General features: G+C 65.9%; 15 protein-coding genes. 8 read left to right on the forward strand and 7 right to left on the reverse strand.

What is annotated here, in order from left to right; translation table 11 throughout:
* Window positions 1-85: 85 nt before the first annotated feature.
* Genes F0185_RS23280 through F0185_RS23290 form a run of 3 tightly spaced genes read left to right on the forward strand, consistent with a single transcriptional unit; the run spans window position 86 to window position 4,255 of the window.
* Entirely contained in the window at window positions 86-1,042 is a 957-nt protein-coding gene (locus F0185_RS23280; protein ID WP_167228512.1) for a hypothetical protein, read from the forward strand.
* Complete coding sequence (locus tag F0185_RS23285) at window positions 1,039-2,532, forward strand: sensor histidine kinase (protein WP_166895281.1); 1,494 nt, start codon at window positions 1,039-1,041, stop codon at window positions 2,530-2,532. Before F0185_RS23280 ends, F0185_RS23285 begins: the two co-directional genes overlap by 4 nt.
* Window positions 2,533-2,566: 34 nt before the next feature.
* Window positions 2,567-4,255: a M14 family zinc carboxypeptidase gene (locus tag F0185_RS23290; RefSeq protein ID WP_167228514.1), complete on the forward strand. Its 1,689-nt coding sequence runs from the start codon at window positions 2,567-2,569 to the stop codon at window positions 4,253-4,255.
* Between the two features lie 46 nt (window positions 4,256-4,301).
* Here the strand turns inward: F0185_RS23290 and F0185_RS23295 are convergent, their stop codons facing one another.
* From F0185_RS23295 to F0185_RS23305, 3 genes are all read right to left on the reverse strand, one after another.
* The gene (locus tag F0185_RS23295) at window positions 4,302-6,122 is read right to left on the reverse strand and encodes a DUF885 domain-containing protein (protein WP_167228516.1); all 1,821 of its coding nucleotides are present in this window, start codon (window positions 6,120-6,122) and stop codon (window positions 4,302-4,304) included.
* A gap of 300 nt (window positions 6,123-6,422) precedes the next feature.
* Window positions 6,423-6,752, reverse strand: coding sequence for a DUF3817 domain-containing protein (locus F0185_RS23300; protein WP_167228518.1), 330 nt, complete (start codon window positions 6,750-6,752; stop codon window positions 6,423-6,425).
* Window positions 6,753-6,808: 56 nt separating this feature from the next.
* A complete protein-coding gene (locus F0185_RS23305; protein ID WP_167228520.1) occupies window positions 6,809-7,477 on the reverse strand; it encodes a helix-turn-helix transcriptional regulator in 669 nt (222 codons plus the stop codon).
* A gap of 71 nt (window positions 7,478-7,548) precedes the next feature.
* Here F0185_RS23305 and F0185_RS23310 point away from each other — a divergent pair, with 71 nt between their 5' ends.
* From F0185_RS23310 to F0185_RS23325, 4 genes are all read left to right on the forward strand, one after another.
* Complete coding sequence (locus F0185_RS23310) at window positions 7,549-8,982, forward strand: MFS transporter (RefSeq protein ID WP_167228522.1); 1,434 nt, start codon at window positions 7,549-7,551, stop codon at window positions 8,980-8,982.
* Window positions 8,979-9,155 (forward strand): hypothetical protein, encoded by a 177-nt coding sequence (locus F0185_RS23315; protein ID WP_167228524.1) that lies wholly within the window; start codon window positions 8,979-8,981, stop codon window positions 9,153-9,155. The genes F0185_RS23310 and F0185_RS23315 overlap by 4 nt, the downstream gene beginning before the upstream one ends.
* Before the next feature lie 130 nt (window positions 9,156-9,285).
* Window positions 9,286-9,636, forward strand: a complete 351-nt coding sequence (locus tag F0185_RS23320; RefSeq protein ID WP_229477159.1) for a DUF2165 family protein — start codon at window positions 9,286-9,288, stop codon at window positions 9,634-9,636.
* Window positions 9,637-9,644: 8 nt separating this feature from the next.
* Window positions 9,645-9,950, forward strand: coding sequence for a tetratricopeptide repeat protein (locus tag F0185_RS23325; protein WP_187362626.1), 306 nt, complete (start codon window positions 9,645-9,647; stop codon window positions 9,948-9,950).
* Window positions 9,951-9,966: 16 nt separating this feature from the next.
* Here the strand turns inward: F0185_RS23325 and F0185_RS23330 are convergent, their stop codons facing one another.
* The 3 genes from F0185_RS23330 to F0185_RS23340 all read right to left on the reverse strand — a co-directional run bounded on the left by F0185_RS23330 (window position 9,967) and on the right by F0185_RS23340 (window position 13,417).
* A complete protein-coding gene (locus tag F0185_RS23330; RefSeq protein WP_167228528.1) occupies window positions 9,967-11,730 on the reverse strand; it encodes a DUF885 family protein in 1,764 nt (587 codons plus the stop codon).
* On the reverse strand, window positions 11,730-12,863 hold the full coding sequence (locus F0185_RS23335) for a branched-chain amino acid ABC transporter substrate-binding protein (protein WP_167228530.1): 1,134 nt from the start codon (window positions 12,861-12,863) through the stop codon (window positions 11,730-11,732). Before F0185_RS23335 ends, F0185_RS23330 begins: the two co-directional genes overlap by 1 nt.
* A gap of 68 nt (window positions 12,864-12,931) precedes the next feature.
* The gene (locus F0185_RS23340; RefSeq protein ID WP_167228532.1) at window positions 12,932-13,417 is read right to left on the reverse strand and encodes an Lrp/AsnC family transcriptional regulator; all 486 of its coding nucleotides are present in this window, start codon (window positions 13,415-13,417) and stop codon (window positions 12,932-12,934) included.
* 127 nt (window positions 13,418-13,544) lie between these two features.
* Between F0185_RS23340 and F0185_RS23345 the strand changes: the two genes are divergently transcribed.
* Window positions 13,545-15,644, forward strand: coding sequence for an aminotransferase class V-fold PLP-dependent enzyme (locus F0185_RS23345; protein WP_167228534.1), 2,100 nt, complete (start codon window positions 13,545-13,547; stop codon window positions 15,642-15,644).
* Window positions 15,645-15,656: 12 nt separating this feature from the next.
* On the opposite strand, the gene F0185_RS23350 is transcribed toward F0185_RS23345, so the two are convergent.
* Window positions 15,657-15,947 carry a hypothetical protein gene (locus tag F0185_RS23350; protein ID WP_167228536.1) on the reverse strand — a complete coding sequence of 97 codons (291 nt, stop codon included), beginning with the start codon at window positions 15,945-15,947 and terminating at the stop codon, window positions 15,657-15,659.
* Window positions 15,948-16,136 lie beyond the last annotated feature (189 nt).

Below are 16,136 nucleotides of genomic sequence, written 5' to 3' on the forward strand. Positions count from 1 at the left end.
GCGGGACGGAGATAGCCCCCATATCGTCGTTCCCGCGCAGGCGGGAACCCAAGTTTTACGCGCAGTTATTGGCTGCGCAGCGAACTTGGTTCCCCGCCTGCGCGGGGACGACGGCAACACAGGCCGGCGCGTGTTCAATCGCGCCTGCCTGGCGCTCGGACTGGCGCTCGCCGGTTTCACCGGTTTTGCCGGCGCCGCCGGCGTGATCAGCCCCACGCACTCCACCGACCCCACCGGTTTTCGCTTCCAGATCGTCACCGCCGACGATTCCGGCGTCACGCGCCGCATCGCCGACGACTTGTACAAGCAGCTGATGCCGATTTTCGGCGGCTTTCGCACCGAGCTGGCGCAGCACCGGCGCATGGTGTACGTGGCCATCGGCCCGGTCGCGCTGCGCAACGTGGCCGCGCGCAAGTGCGATTGCGTGGTCATCGCCGCCTTCACCTCGAGCCAGGTGTGGCGCTCCGTGACCGAAAACCTGCAACCCGAGCGCGCCCTGTCGATGACGGCGATTTACGCCGAGCCGGCCCCGGTCGACCAGCTGCGCCTGATCGAACTGCTCTACAAACGCCCGGTGCGCGTGGCCGCCATCGTCAGCAGTAACACGGGTTTTCTGAAACCGACGCTGCAAGGCATCGCCGAAATCGAACATTACGACCCCAGTGAGGATATCAACGTGGTCCTGAACCGCATCGGCAAAACCGAGGTCCTGCTGGCCATGCCCGACCGCAGCGTCTACAACACCGAAAACGTGCGCAACATTTTGCTCTCGACCTACCGCCACAACCAGGCGGTGATCGGCTTTTCGGCCGACATGGTCATGGCCGGCGCGCTGGCCACCACCTATTCCACCATCGAGCAGATCAACGCCCAGGTGGCCGACGTGGCCAACGAATACGTCGCCACGGGCGAACTGGCGCCGCCCCAGTTCCCGCGCTACTTCAGCACTGTCATCAACGAAGGCGTGGCGCGCTCGCTCGACGTGGCGGTCGACGACACCGCCCGCCACTTCACGCGCCGTCCACCGGCGAGGCGCCAATGAACCTGCGATTCTGGCAAAGCTGGAGCATCGGCACCCGCATGGCCTTCATCACCATGCTGCCGGTGGTGTTCTTGTTCTCGTCCTTCGTGGGCTACTCCTGGTACTCGCACCGCGCCCAGGTGGCGCTCGAACTCGAAGAGCGCGGCCGCATCCTGGCCAAGGCGCTGGCCGAAACGAGCGAATACAACGTCATCTCGGGCAACCTGTCCGACCTGCGCCTGACCATCAATGGCCTGGTCCAGTCGGACAAGAGCATTCACCGCATCGACGTCGTCGACGCCAACCAGAAAGGCGCCATCAACGTCACCTCGCAGGGCTCGCCCATCGGCGAAGACCGTTTTTACGAAGCCCCGATCAAGAAGCAGATGATCTGGATTAACCTGTTCTCGGACAACGGCGTGCCGCACGTCTCGGGTTCCAGCGACACCAAGCCGACCACGGTGCCGACCGAGGTGGTGGGCTACGTGCGGGTGACGATGTCGCCCACCAACATGCTGCACAAGCAGGCGCGCCGCTTCCAGGTCGAACTGGCGATGGCCGCGCTGGCGCTGGTCGTCAGCGGGGCGCTGGCGTACGTGCTGGCGCGCAGCCTGACCATTCCGCTCAAGTCCTCGATCGGCGCGCTGCGTGAAATCCGGGGCGGGAACTACCAGGTGGCGCTGCCCGTCACCACCGGCGGCGAGGTAGGCGAGCTGCAGGAATCGATCACTGAAATGTCGGTGGCGCTCGGCCGCTCGCGCCAGGACCTGGAAAACAAGGTGGCCGAACGCACCAAGGACCTGGTCGAATCGCGCAACGAGGCGCTCAAGGCCGATGCCGACAAGCGCAAGCTGATTCAAAAGGTGAACTCGATCGTGGAAGATGAGCGCAAGAGCATCGCCATCGAAATCCACGACGAACTCAATGCCTCGCTGATCGCCGCGCGCCTGGAGTCGCAAAGTATCTTGCACCTGGCCGGCAAGGTGGAGCAGGGGCCGATGATCGACGAGATCAAGCAAAAGTCGCAAGCCATCACCAAGCTCACGCTCGACCTGTACGCCAGCGGGCGGCGCCTGGTGCGGCGCCTGCGCCCGGAGGTGCTCGACATGCTCGGCCTGCACGGCGCGGTGGAAGAAATGATCCGCCACTACGACGCCAGCCATCCGGAATGCCATTTCCAGTTCCACTCCGACGGCGATTTTTCGGGCCTCGAGAGCGAGCTGGCCATTTCGGCCTACCGCATCGTGCAGGAAGCGCTGTCGAATGTGCTCAAGCACGCCGGCGCCACGCACGCGCAGGTGGCCATGACCTTGTCCGAGCAGGACGATACGCTGCACATCGAAATCGCCGACGATGGCGCCGGGTTCAGCACCGCCAGCGCCTCGTCGGGCATCGGCATCATCGGCATGCGCGAACGCGTGTACGCGCTGGGCGGCACCATCGATTTCAGTTCCGAGCCTGACAAAGGCACCGTGGTCGGCATCGCCCTGCCGATCGCACAAACCGCGTAGCCCCACCGTCTTAACCTTCATCGCACAACACACAATGTCGAACGAACTGAAAACGCCCTACGAACAGGGCAACAAGAACCAGACCACGACCTGGGCTGACTGCATCGCATGGTACCAAGACCTGGCGCGCCGCTATCCCGGCGTGCTGCACTTTGACGTGGTCGGCACCTCCGATGGCGGCCTGCCGATCCATGCCGGCGTTGTGTCGAGCGACGGCGTGTTCGACCGCCAGCGCATCAAGGACGACGGGCGTGCGGTCTTCTTCAACAATAACGGCATCCATCCGGGCGAACCGGAAGGGGTGGACGCCTGCATGGCGCTGGTGCGCGACTTTTGCACCGAGCCGGCGCGCCTGGCCGCGTTGGGCAACACCGTTTTCCTGTTCGTCCCGCTGTACAACGTCGACGGCAGCATCAACCGCGCCGGCACCTCGCGCGTGAACCAGGACGGCCCCGAGCAGTTCGGCTTTCGCGGCAACAGCCGCCACCTCGACCTGAACCGCGACTTCGTCAAGTGCGACAGCCTCACCGCGCAGGTCTTCAACAAGCTGTTCACGGCCTGGGACCCGGACGTGATGGTCGATACGCACACCTCCAACGGTGCCGACTATCCGTACACGATGACCCTGATTCACACCCAGACCGACAAGCTTGGCGGCGCCCTCGGCGAATTTTTGCAAGGCACCATGCTGCCGCATATGTTCGGCGAGATGGCGCGGCGCGGCTGGCCGACCTGCCCGTACGTCAATCCGGTCAAGGACAGCCCCGATCACGGCATCGCCGAATTCCTGGAGACGCCGCGTTTCTCCACCGGCTTCGCGGCGCTGCACCACACCATCGGCTTCATGCCCGAGACGCACATGCTCAAGCCCTTCGCCGACCGCTACGACTCGATGCGCGCGCTGGTCGAAACGGCGCTCGACTTCACGGTGGCGCACGCGCCCACCATCCAGGCGCTGCGGCGCGCCGCGCGCGACCAGGGCAAGACCCGGCGCGAGTGGCCGGTGCACTGGTCGATGGACGCCAGCAAGCCGTCGACCTTTCCGTTCCGGGGCTACGCGGCCAAGTACACGCCCAGCGTGATCGGCAATTACACGCGCCTGTCGTACGACCGCAACGAACCGTGGGAGCGCGACATCGCCTACTTCAACAGCTTCCCGGCCGATATCGTGGTGGCCACGCCGCGCGCGTATGTGGTGCCGCAAGCCTGGCGCGAAGTCGCCCTGCGCCTGCAGTGGAACGGCGTGGCGATGACGCGCATCGAGGCCGACCGCGTGCAAGAGGTGCGCTGCTACCGCATCGTGTCGGTCGACTCGCGCGCGAACGCCTACGAAGGCCATATGTTCCATGACGACGTGCGGCTCGAGGCCTTTACCCAGGCCGTGACCCTGCGCGTAGGCGACTGGTTCATTGAGCTGGACCAGGACATGGCGCGCTACGCCATCGAAACCTTGGAGCCGCAGGGCCACGACAGCTTTTTCCGCTGGGGCTTCTTTAATAGTGTGCTGGAGAAGAAGGAAGCGTATTCGGACTATGTGTTCGAAGACCACGCGGCCGAACTGCTGCGCGACGAGCCTGCACTCAACGCCAAGTTCGAGGCCTGGAAAGCGGCCAATCCGGCGCTGCTGTCGGACCAGTGCGCGGTGCTCGACTTCATCTTCGCCAACTGCGCGCGTTATGTGGAGCCGGAGTGGCGCCGTTATCCGGTGCTGTCGGTGATGTAAGCGCCAGCACCAACCTTGGGGGGACGCATGCGTCCCCCCCACTTGCTTACTGGTTCTTTTCGATCCAGCGATCGACCTTCGCTTCCAGCAGCGAGAGCGGCAAGGTGCCATCTTCGAGCACGATCTCGTGGAACTTGGGCAGGCTGAATTTGTCGCCCAGCGCCGCTTCGGCGCGGCGCCGCAGTTCGGTGATCTTGAGCGCGCCGATCTTGTAGCCGAGCGCCTGCCCCGGCCACACCATATAGCGCTCGGTCTCGCTTTTGGCCATCGATTCCGGGAATCCCAGCGTGTCGCGCATGTACTGGATCGACTGCTCGCGCGTCCAGCCTTTGGCGTGCATGCCGGTATCGACCACCAGCCGCACCGCGCGCAGCATTTCGTCGTTCAGGTGGCCGAAATAATCCTCCGGCTTGTCGAACAGGCCCATCTCCTTGCCCAGGGTTTCGGCGTACAGCGCCCAGCCCTCGGTGTAGGCCGTGTTGCCGCTGAACTTGCGGAACTTGGGCAAGTCCAGTTCCTGCAGCAGGGCGATGTGGAAGTGGTGGCCCGGCTGCCCTTCGTGCAGGAACAGGGTCACCATGCCGGTGCTGCCGTATTGGGTCGGATCGTTCACCACCGACCAGAAAACGCCCGGCCGCGAGCCGTCCATGGCTGGCGCCGAGTAATGGTCGGAGGCGGTCGCGCGCGACAGTTCCGGCTCCAGGCGCAGGTCCAGCGGCGCCTTCGGCATCAGGGTGAACAAGGCCGGCAGCTTGGTGCGCAGCAGCGCATCGAGCTTGCGGTACACGTCGATGACTTCCTGGTCGGTCTTGAACGGCTTGAATTTTGCCTGCTGCGACACCCACGCCGGCAGCTCCGCCGCCGGCCCGGTGTAGCCCATCTTCGGCCCGACCACGGCGTATTCGCCCTGGATGCGCGCCACTTCCTTCAGGCCGATCGCATGGATCTGCTCCGGCGTGAGATTGGTGGTGGTGCGCACCGCCACGCTCTTTTCGTACCACTCCTTCCCCTCGGGCAGCGCGCTCCAGCCGGTGCTGGTGCGCGCTGCCGGCAGGTATTCCTTCTCGATGAAGGCGGCCAGGCGCGCCAGCGCCGGCGCCAGGCTGGCGTCGATCGCCTTGCGGTAGCCGGCCGTCAGCTGCGCCTTGTAGGCGGCCGAAAAACTGGCCGGCATGTTGCGGATCGGGGTGTAGTAAATGCTCTCTTCGGCCCTGGCGCTGACCAGCTTCTGGTACTGCGGCAGCATCGATACCACCGCCGCGCGCGGCAAGGTCACGTTCACGCGCATCCCTTCGCGCATGTTGACGATGGCCTGGTCGATCCACGCCGGCAGCTGCGTCAGGCGGTTCAGGTAAGCCTTGTACTGCTTGACCGTCTTCAGGGACTGGGCGGCGTCGCCGCCGGCGTAGTTGGCGATGGTGACCGGCATGCCGTCCATCTGGTTCAGCGGCAGCATCAGTTCCGGCAGGTTGGAAAACGACAGCAGGCTGTTCAACTCGAATTCAAGCACGTCGTAGTTGGTTTGCGAGCGCAGGTCGAGCGCGCGCCGGTCCAGCGCATGCAGGCGGTTCAGGAAGACGTTGTAGCGCGCGTTCTGGCGCGCGCGCTCTTTGGGGCCGATGCTCATGCCGATCTGGTCGTCGAAGCGATTGTCGCCGCGCTCGGTGGCGTCGACCGGATCGAAGCGCGCCAGCGCTTCGTAGTAGTCGGCGGCCAGCGTGGCGAGCTGCTTTTTGGCCTGGGCCGATACCACGCCCGATACTTTGCCGGCCGGCGGCGCGGCCAGCGCCACGGCGGGCGCCAGGGCGGTTGCCAAGGTCAGGGCGAGCGCCGTCCGCAGCGCGGTCCTGGCAAGAGTTTTATGCATAATAATTATCCGGTAAAAATGAATGCGGCAGTCAGGATACGCCCTTTTTTCCGGTCGGGTAACGCGCTCTGCGAAGTCGATAGATTTGCCCGATCGGCAGCGCACGCACGAGTGGAAATTTGTATTGTCGCCCCGGTGCGTGCGGGCGTATGATCGACGCCAGACGATGTCTCCCGCCGCGCCGGCAAACTGCGAGAATGCCGGCCGGGCCAGGCATGCCCGCTTGCAGTTCTGCGCATCAAGTTCGGGGCCTCTGCCATTCGAGCCGCTCTCCGTGTTGTCGGGAGCGGCTTTGTTTTGTCAGCGCGCCGCTGGCGCTTCGGTCAGCATGCCGCGCCGCTTGTACCAGATTTCGAGCGGAATCGTCACCAGCGGCGGCACCGCGGCCAGTACGGCGATCAGGGTGGCCCACCACGGCCAGCGCAGGCGCAGCGCGGCCAGCACCGTCACCACCACGTAAAACATGAACGCAAAGCCGTGCAGGCGGCCGAACAGCCACACGCCCAGGTCGGTCGTCTCGGTCGTGTATTTGAGGAACATGCCGATCAACAGGCCGGTCCAGGTCAGGCCTTCGATCAGGCAGGCGGCGACGAACAGCTTGCCGATGCCGGTGGGTTTGTTGCTTGTCATGTCAGCTCCGCGATTGTTTCAGATGCGCGAAGCATAGACCACTCCGGCTGAGTCCATCAAGCAAGTTTTTGTAGCGGCGCAATCCTGTAAACACAGCGCGTGGCGCCCGCCAGCACATGCTGCTCGCGCGTCACGCTCGCGCCGGGACCGGCGATTTCGGCGAACAGCTGCAACTCGGAGCGGCAAAAGCCCTGGCAGGTGCGCGCCGCCACGCAGATCGGGCAATGGTCTTCGATCAGCAGCCAGCCCTGCGCATCGGCCTCGATGCGCGCCATATAGCCTTCCTCGGTGCGGATCGCCGCCAGTTGCGCCAGGCGTTCCGGCACGGTGGCGCCGTGGCAGGCTTGCTGGTACAGCAGGCGCGCTTCGTTCTCGCGCTGCGCCACCAGTTTATCCAACCCTTCTTCGCCGAACAACTGGCGGATCGATCCGATCAGCTGCACCGTCATCTGCGCGTGCGTGTCCGGAAAGCGCCGGTTGCCGGCGTCGGTCAGCACCCAGTCCTGGCGCGGCCGCCCGACCCCGGCCGCATCCTGCTGGCGGCCCTCGATCAAACCCGCCGCAACCAGCTTCTGCACCTGCTGGCGCGCCGCTTCCGGCGTCATTTCCAGCATCTGCGCCAAGCGCGCGGTGGGGCTCGGCCCCTTCGACTTGATGAAGAACAGGATGCGCTCGGCGGGCTTGCCCTCGGCCGAGTTATCCAACGATTTGCTTGCGTAATTCACGGCTCCGCCTTATTATCCAAACGTTTTCTTGCATATTAAGCCAATCCCGAAGTCCTGTCGATCAAAGAACCATGAACACTGCCTCATCCGCCACCAGCACCACCACTGCCTCCTGGGGCGCCCTGTTTTCCGGCCAAAACGGTTTGCTGGCCCTGGCCCTGACCGGGGGCGTTGCGCTGCATGCGATTAACGTCCACATCGTCACCACCGTGCTGCCGTCGGTGGTGCGCGATATCGGGGGCCTGGACTGGTACGCGTGGAACACGACCTTGTTCGTGGTGGCCTCGATCATCGGCGCGGCGCTGTCGGTGCGCCTGCTGGCCGGAGCCGGTCCGCGCGGGGCCTGCCTGGCGGCGCTCGGCATCTTCGCACTCGGCTCGGCCGCCTGCGCCGGCGCGAGCTCGATGCCGTGGATGCTGGCCGGGCGCAGTGTGCAGGGGCTGGGCGGCGGCGCCCTGGCCGCCCTGAGCTACTCGCTCATTCGGGTGGTGTTCCCGGCGCCCCTGTGGCCGCGCGCGGTGGCGCTGGTGTCGGGCATGTGGGGCGTGGCTACCTTGTGCGGGCCGGCCGTGGGCGGCCTGTTCGCCCAGTCCGGGCACTGGCGCTGGGCCTTCTGGACCCTGCTGCCGGTGGCCCTCCTGCAAGCCATGCTGGTGGCCGCGCGACTGCGTCCGGCCGCCGGCCCGTCCGCCAGGCCCGTGATTCCGGTGGCGCAGATCGCCCTGCTGGCCGCCTCCGTGCTGGCGGTGGCCGCCGGCGGCTTGTCGCGCGCGCTGGCGTGGCAGGGCGCCGGCGTGGCGGCCGGCATTGCGCTCGGGGTAGCGGCGATCGTCGTCGAACGCAGGTCCACGGTACGCCTGCTGCCCTCCGCAACCTGCGAACTGGCCTCGCCCCTGGGCGCGGTGTACGCCAGCGTTGCCCTGCTCCTGGTCGGCACCACCACCGAAATCTACGTACCCTACTTTTTGCAGACCCTGCACGGCTACACGCCGCTGGCCGCCGGCTACCTGGCGGCGGCCATGGCGGCCGGCTGGAGCTTCAGTTCCATGTTCTCGTCCGGCCGCCAGGGCGCCGGCGCGCTGACGATGCTGCGCGCCGGCCCGCTGCTGGGTGCCGTCAGCCTGCTGGCCCTGGCCCTGCTGGTGCCGGCCGCCGATGCGCTCTCGCCCGGCATGCTGATGCTGTTGTATGGCGCGGCGCTGGCCGCCGCCGGCGCCGGCGTGGGCCTCGGCTGGCCGCACCTGCTCACGCGCGTGCTGACCCTGGCGCCGGCGGGCGAGGGCGGCCTGGCCTCGGCGGCAATCACCACCGTGCAGTTATATGGCATGGCGATCGGCGCGGCGGTGGCGGGGCTGGTGGCCAATGCCGCCGGCCTCACCGAACCGGGAGGCAAGGCGGGTGCGCAATCGGCGGCGCTGTGGCTGTTCGCCAGCTTTGCGCTCGCGCCCGCACTGGCGGCGCTGCTGGCGCGCCGGATCGCCCACAAACAAGGAGAAGGCGCATGAGCGGTTCGGCATCCACCTGGCTGTTCCAGTCGGTGCATGCGGTCGGCCTGTCGGCCTGGTTGTCGATCGCCGTCATCAATAACCTGCATGCCTTTGCCGGGTCGGCCGGGGCGGTCGGGGCCACTGAGCCTATCTCAGTAGATCGGGGGAAGCTGATGGCGACATGCGCGTAGGCGATGCATGGCAAGCGAGGGCAAGGCGCGAGGAGGCCGCATGGCTAGCCATGCAACGACGAGCAACGCCGCGCTCGCTTGCCAGGCGCGCCAGCAGCGACTCCGATCTACTGAGATAGGCTCTATGTCGATGGCGCCATTGAGGCAGGCGCCAGGGATCGCAACGCCGCTGCTGGCGCGCGCCATCGCTTCGCCCTTGCTGGCGCGCGTTGCCATGTTCATCGTGCTGGCGCTGCAGATCGTCGCCGCCGGCGCTTGCTGGACCGGCGCGTATGCGCTGGCGATCGGAGGCGACCTGCCGGGCGCCCGTCCCGCACTGAACCTGGCCATGAGCAGCTTCGCCGCCTTCCTGTTCGCGATGCATCTGGGCGGGATGTGGTTCGGCTACTGGATCCGGCAAGAGGGCCTGCAACTGACGCATATCGGTTTGCTGGTGTGGAGCGTGGCGGCCTTTTTGCTGTTTAACCTGCCGCTGGCATAAGGAGAGCGATGCGCGAACAACTGGAAAAACTGCTGGCGTCGGGGCGCGACAACGCGCTGCTGCGCTTCGGCCTGGGCAACGCCTGCCTCAAGGACGGCGACGCCGCAGCCGCTGCCCTGCATTTGCAGCAGGCGACAGAGCAAAACCCGTTGCATTCGGCCGCCTGGAAGCTGCTCGGCAAAGCCCTGCAAGCGCTCGGCCGGCTGGACGACGCCGAAGCGGCATGGAACACAGGACTGGAGGTCGCCGTGAAGCAGGGCGACATCCAGGCCTCGCGCGAAATGACGGTGTTCCTCAAGCGCTTGCGGCGCTGAGGTTCAGCGACACCCCCTACTTGTAGAAGCGCCAGAGCGGCTTGAAGTCGCGCGCCACCTTTTCGTTCTTCAGGCGCGCGCGTACCAGTTCGATCGGCAGCATGCCGCCGTCGAGAATGCGGTCGTGGTAGTCCAGCAGCGTCATCTTGCCGCTGTCGACCAGTTCGCGTTTCAGTTCGCGCAGCTGGAGCGCGCCGACCATGTAGCCGGCCTGGTACAGCGGCGGATAATCGCCATTGAACGAGCGCCGCACTTCGGCGCGCGCATTGTCCGGCTCATGGCCGACGCGCTGGATCAGCATCTCGACCGCCTGCTCGGGCGTGACTTTACCCATGTGAAAACCGAGCGAAAACAGGATGCGCGCCGCCCGGTGATTACGCCAGAACATCATCCCGATGCGGTCTTCCGGCGTAACCGCGAAGTTGCGCTCGTAGAGCAGCATTTCCCAGTACACGGCCCAGCCTTCGACGTAGAAGGGCGTATCGAACAGGCGGCGCTGCGGCTGGTAGCGCTCGGACATGAACATCTGCAGGTGGTGGCCGGGAATGAGTTCGTGCTGCACGGTCGCGCGCGAAAAGTGCGGGTTGTTGCCGCGCATGGACATCATTTTCTGCTCGTGCGTCATGTCGGCCGTGGGGTAGGACACCAGGATCGTGTCGCCGCCCAAGAAGAAGGGGTTGATCAACTGGCTTTCGGGCGAGAGCATGTCCATGCGCCAGCTGCGGCGCGCCACTTCCGGCACCGTCACCAGCTTGTTGGCCGCCATGTAGTCGATCGCTTCCTTGGCCAGGCGCCGCACCATGGCCGGCTGCTCGCCCGGCGCCACGTACATGGTTTTCACCTTTTCCATGGCCGCGTGCCAGTCGCTGCCGAATCCCATCTCGGCCGAGGCCTTGCGCAGTTCCGCCTCGCCCCAGGCCAGCTCTTTTTCGGCCAGCGCCATCAGTTCTTCCGGCGTGTATGGGATCATCTCGCGCTGCAGGGCGCTGACCAGGCCATCGCGCCCGATCGGGTCGCCCGTCACATTGAGCAGTTTGGCCGAGGCCTTGCCGACCAGCCGTTCGTTCAGGCTGGCCGCGTACTCGCCCATGGCCCTGTCCAGGTCCGCGTAGGGGCGCTTGACCCACCAGGTCAGCTGCGGATCGTAGCCTTCGTAGTAGCCGTACCAGGCTTTCAGGTCGCGCGCGGTGGTGGCCAGCACCTGCACGGCGCGGTTGGCCACGCTGCGGGACGCCATCGGTTTGCGCGCGTTGATGTCGGGCCCCGCCAGCAGCGCTTCGTGCGCCTTGCGCACCGCCACCAGCGCTTGCTGCAGAATCACCGCGCTGGCCGCGCCATCCTGCGCCTGCATCACGCGGCGCGCTTCGGCCAGGTCGATCAGCCCACGCGCGAACGGCACCAGCGGCTCCGCTTCGGTAAAGCGCTGGCGCTGGGCCGCCAGTTCGCGCATCTCGAAGTCGATCTGGTTGCGCATCATGACCACGTCGATGCGGTCTTCCACGCCGTAGCTGTCGAACGGCAGCGCGTCGAGCGCCGCCCGCCACTGCGTGAAGAACTCCTGCATCTGGCGCGCGCGCGCCGTGCCGTTGGCCACGGTGTACAGTTTGTCGAGACTGGCGTAATCGAGCTGGAAGCGCTGGATAAAGGCCGGCATCGCCTGCTGCGCGATGGCGAAGTGGGACAGCGGCGGCGTCAAGGAGGCCGGCGTCTGGGCGGCGGAGTGCGTGGCCAGGCCGGCCGCGCCAAGCGCCGCCGCCAGCAGCAGAAGGGAGCCGCGCATCAGTAAGTGGCCAGCGCGGAAGGCACGCCGTTCTTGAAGGTGTAGACGGTGACGGCCGACTGCTTCATGTTGCCCTTGTCATCGTAGGCGTAGTTGCCCACCACGCCCTTGTAGCTGCCGGCGCGCATGGCGGCGGCCACCACCGACGGATCGAGCGAATTGGCTGACTTCATGGCCTGCGCGATGAACATGGCCTGGTCGTAGAACGAGGCCGCGTACACATCGGGCGCCTGCTTGAAGCGCGCCTTGTAGCGGGCCTGGAAGGCCGGGCCGTCGGCTTGTTTTTCCAGGATCGCGCCGCCTTGCGCACAGAGCACGTTCTCGCCGACGGCGTCGCCCCCGAGCTTGGCCATTTCGGGGCTGCACAGGGTGTCGCCGCCGAGCAGTTTGGCTTTCAGGCCGAGCGCGCGCATCTGGCGCGCCATCGGTGCGCCCTGGGGCGCGTAGCCGCCGAAGAAAATCGCATCGACGTTCTTCGACTTGAGCTTGGTCAAAATGGCGGCGAAATCGGTCGCCTTGTCGGTCGTGAACTCGTGGCCCGCCACGGTGATGCCGGACGCCTTGGCCTGCTTGACGAATTCCATCGCGATGCCCTGGCCGAAGGCGGTGCGGTCATCGATCACGCCGATGGTTTTCAGTTTCAACTGCTTGGCCGCGTAGCCGGCCATCGAGGCGCCGAGCTGGGTGTCGCTGGCGACGATGCGGAACACGCCGCTGTAGCCGCTTTGCGTGACCTTCGGATTGGTGCCGACGGTGGACATGAGCGCGCCGGCGTCGTTGTACACGCGCGAGGCGGGAATGGCCACGCCCGAGTTGTAGGGGCCGAGCACGAAGCGCACGCCGGCGTCGACCAGTTTTTGCGCGACCACCACGCCCGCTTTCGGATCGCCCTGGTCATCTTCGGACTTGAGTTCGAACTTGATCGCCTTGCCGCCGATGCTGATTTTTTTGGCGTTGAGTTCTTCGAGCGCGAGGCGCACGCCGTTTTCGTTATCCTTGCCGGCAAAGGCGTTGGCGCCCGAGAGCGGGCCGGTGACGCCGATCTTGACGACCTGCTCCTGCGCCAGCGCGGTTTGCGACACCAGCAGCAAAGCGGCTGCGGCGAAAGGAATGCTGTAGTGGTTCGATGCCATGCGTTTGTCTCTCCTCTGGTCTGGACAGCGGCATCATCGCACGATTTCGGGCAATTTTATATGCTGATTTAGGCGGGTAGGCGCTTCGAAATGAGGTCCAGCGGCAGCGCCGTGGTGTACTTGATCTGCTCCATCGAAAACGCCGACGACACGCCGGTGATGTGCGCCGTCTTGATCAGTTTTTTGTAAAAGCGGTCGTAGCCGCCGATGTCGGTGGTGACCACCTTGAGCAGGTAGTCGACGTCGCCGCTCATGCGGTGAAACTCCATGACCTCGGGCAGGGCGATGACGGCGGCGGCGAAGCGGGTCAGCCATTTTTCATCGTGTTCGGTGGTGCGCACGCTGACGAACACGGTGACCGGCAGGCCGACCTTGTCGCGGTCGATGATGCTCACGCGGCTCTGGATGTAGCCTTCTTCTTCCAGCCGCTTGACGCGCTTCCAGCACGGGGTGCTGGACAAACCGACCTTTTCGCTCAGGCCCGCGATCGACAGGGTGCCATCGGCCTGCAAGGCCGCGAGGATGGCGCAATCATACTTATCGAGAGAACTCATTCTGCTTTCTGCTGAAATGTGAGATGAATATGCTAAACGAGTACGTATTTGAGCAAACTTTGGCATATTTTCTCACGTTTTAGCCGATAACATATCACGCAAGAATGACACCTCCATTTCAGCCACCATGCATACCGAAATCTACCTTGACGCAAACGCCACATCGGCCGTCCATCCGGCAGCGCTTGCCGCCGCCACCCAGGCCATGCGCGACTGCTACGGGAACCCCAGCAGCAGTCACGCCACCGGCCTGAAAGCGAAGGCCATGCTCGACGGCGTGCGCGCACTGGCGCGCCGCGTGCTCGGCGCGGGACAGGGCAGGCTGACGTTTACCAGCGGCGCCACCGAAGGCATCCAGACCGCCGTGCTGTCGGCGCTGTGCGAGGTGCGCGCGCGCCGCGCCAGGGGCGAAGCGACCGGCGAGCTGCTGTTGTACGGCGCCACCGAACACAAGGCGGTGCCAGAAAGCCTGGCGCACTGGAATACCCTGCTCGGCACCAACCTCGAACTGCGCGCCCTGCCGGTCGATGGCGACGGGCGCCATCGCCTCGACGTGCTGCGCGAACTGGCGCCGCGCGCCGCCTTGGTCTGCACCATGGCCGCGAATAACGAAAGCGGTGTCATTTCCGACCTGGCCGGCATTGAAGCGCTCTTGCGCGAATGCGCGCCAACAGCGCTGTGGATGGTCGACAGCGTGCAGGCGCTCGGCAAACTGTCGCTCGACCTGGCCGCGACCCGCATCGACTACGCGCCGTTCTCTGGCCACAAGCTGTACGCGCCCAAAGGCATCGGCATGCTGTATGTGCGCGATGGCGCACCGTACACCGCGCTGATGATGGGCGGCGGGCAGGAGTCGGCCCAGCGTTCCGGCACCGAGAACATGAGCGGCATCGCCGCCCTGGGCGCGGTGCTGGCGGCGCTGATTGATGGCGCCAGCTTTCGCAGCCACGCGCAACTGGTGCGCATGCGCGAACGCCTGGCTGGCGCCTTGCGCGAAGCACTGCCCGGCATCGTGTTCAACGCGCCGTTCGCCACCAGCCTGCCGACCACCCTCAATTTTTCGGTACCCGGCCTGGCCGGCAAGGAGTTGCTCGACCTGTTCGACGCCGCCGGGGTGCGCGTGAGCGCGGGGTCGGCCTGTTCGGCGGCCAAGGCCGCGCCCAGCTACGTGCTGGCCGCCATGGACCTGGCGCCGTGGCGCTGCGCGGCGGCGGTGCGCATGTCGTTCGGGCCGATGGCGGACGACGCCTTCATCGACGCCGCCTGCGAGCGCATCGCCCGTTGCGGCGCGGCCCTGCGCGCCAGTTGCCTGGTGCCGTCGGCCATGCCCGCAGCCGATGGCGACGGTGTGATTCAACTCGGCTTCGACGGCGCCTGCACCTGGCTGCTGCTCGACGCCGCCAGCCGCACCTGCGCCATCGTCAATCCGCTGGCGCCGCTGGCGGCGCGCATCAACGACTTCGTGCGCTGCCAGGGCTACCGCGTGCGCGCCGTGATCGACACTCATGGCGGCGGCACCGGCCGCGCGGCCCTGGTGGCGGCGCTGGGCGGCCAGCTGGCCGGCGGCATCAGCCACGAAGCGCTGGGCTGGCCCGCGCTGGCCGACCAGGTCACGCTCGATAACGGGCAAGCCGCCAGTGCGCTCATGTTCGGCAGCCGCCTGCTGGCGCGCGTGGAGCAGGGCATTGGTGCCAGCTACCTGTTCGGCGAGCGTTCGGCTGCGGGCCTGGCCGCCGGCGACGTGCGCTTCGCCTTCACCGGCCCCGACGCCGACATTCAACAACTGGCGGAACTGGTCTCGCGCAAGACCATCGTGTGCCAGGCCAGCGAGGCGTCAAGCCCGGCCTGCACCACCCTGCTGGCGGAACGCGGCGGCGCCATCGCGGCCGCCAACCCCTTGGCGATGCAGCTCGAGGCGCATGGCCTCGAGCGCTTCTTCAACGACCATCCCGACGCGCTGCTGATCGATGTGCGCGAAGCCTACGAACACGCGGCGGCCGATGCCGGCCACTGGCACGGCCATGCCGTCGAAAGCGTGCCTTTGTCGCGCCTGGCCGACCGCCTGTCGGTGTGGCTGCGCGCGGAAGAGCGCCCGTTGGTGTTCTTCTGCCGCAGCGGCGCGCGCAGCATCAAGGCGGCGCAGTGCCTGCACCGCCTGGGCTACCGCAACGCCTGGCATGTGGCGGGCGGGGTCGCGCTGGGCGCCGTGCTGCCGCTGGCGGCGTAAGCCCCCAGCGTCCTAAACCCTGGCCGACCAGGCCAGGATCATCAGGCATATCTCGATCATGCGGAACTGACCGATGGCCAGTCCGATCACCACCGCAGTCACATGCAAAGGGCGCGCGCCGTGCTTGCGCAACAGGTCGATGCCCATGGCCGTACACACCAACGCCAGGCCGGCGCCAACCACCAAAAGCGTCCCGAACTCCCATATCCATATGGCCTCGCCCACCAGCAGCGACAGGACCGAGGTCGCGCCAAAGGGAACCCAGGCCCGCGGCGGAGCAAGGGGTCTTTTCTTGCGGCTCATGCAACTTCCATTCTCTGTTAACGAATTTCATCATTCCGTGCCCGGTGTCATGCTCATGATACAGGGTGCAATTTTACTGGTGCATTTCAGTCCAACTGCTCAGTTGGCTTCTGGTTGACAAGCCCGAAATGTTCGCTGGCGCACAGTCGCGCACGTGTCATCGTTATAAGATTGCAACAGCCGTACGAC

Source organism: Massilia rubra, from assembly GCF_011682065.1.
GTDB lineage: Bacteria > Pseudomonadota > Gammaproteobacteria > Burkholderiales > Burkholderiaceae_D > Telluria_A > Telluria_A rubra.

Coding starts and splice junctions, on each gene's coding strand:
- F0185_RS23285 (WP_166895281.1), top strand. CDS start 1,039: ATGAACCTGCGATTCTGGCAAAGCTGGAGCATCGGCACCCGCATGGCC.
- F0185_RS23325 (WP_187362626.1), top strand. CDS start 9,645: ATGCGCGAACAACTGGAAAAACTGCTGGCGTCGGGGCGCGACAACGCG.
- F0185_RS23350 (WP_167228536.1), bottom strand. CDS start 15,947: ATGAGCCGCAAGAAAAGACCCCTTGCTCCGCCGCGGGCCTGGGTTCCC.
- F0185_RS23295 (WP_167228516.1), bottom strand. CDS start 6,122: ATGCATAAAACTCTTGCCAGGACCGCGCTGCGGACGGCGCTCGCCCTG.
- F0185_RS23330 (WP_167228528.1), bottom strand. CDS start 11,730: ATGCGCGGCTCCCTTCTGCTGCTGGCGGCGGCGCTTGGCGCGGCCGGC.
- F0185_RS23290 (WP_167228514.1), top strand. CDS start 2,567: ATGTCGAACGAACTGAAAACGCCCTACGAACAGGGCAACAAGAACCAG.
- F0185_RS23340 (WP_167228532.1), bottom strand. CDS start 13,417: ATGAGTTCTCTCGATAAGTATGATTGCGCCATCCTCGCGGCCTTGCAG.
- F0185_RS23310 (WP_167228522.1), top strand. CDS start 7,549: ATGAACACTGCCTCATCCGCCACCAGCACCACCACTGCCTCCTGGGGC.
- F0185_RS23300 (WP_167228518.1), bottom strand. CDS start 6,752: ATGACAAGCAACAAACCCACCGGCATCGGCAAGCTGTTCGTCGCCGCC.
- F0185_RS23315 (WP_167228524.1), top strand. CDS start 8,979: ATGAGCGGTTCGGCATCCACCTGGCTGTTCCAGTCGGTGCATGCGGTC.
- F0185_RS23320 (WP_229477159.1), top strand. CDS start 9,286: ATGGCGCCATTGAGGCAGGCGCCAGGGATCGCAACGCCGCTGCTGGCG.
- F0185_RS23335 (WP_167228530.1), bottom strand. CDS start 12,863: ATGGCATCGAACCACTACAGCATTCCTTTCGCCGCAGCCGCTTTGCTG.
- F0185_RS23345 (WP_167228534.1), top strand. CDS start 13,545: ATGCATACCGAAATCTACCTTGACGCAAACGCCACATCGGCCGTCCAT.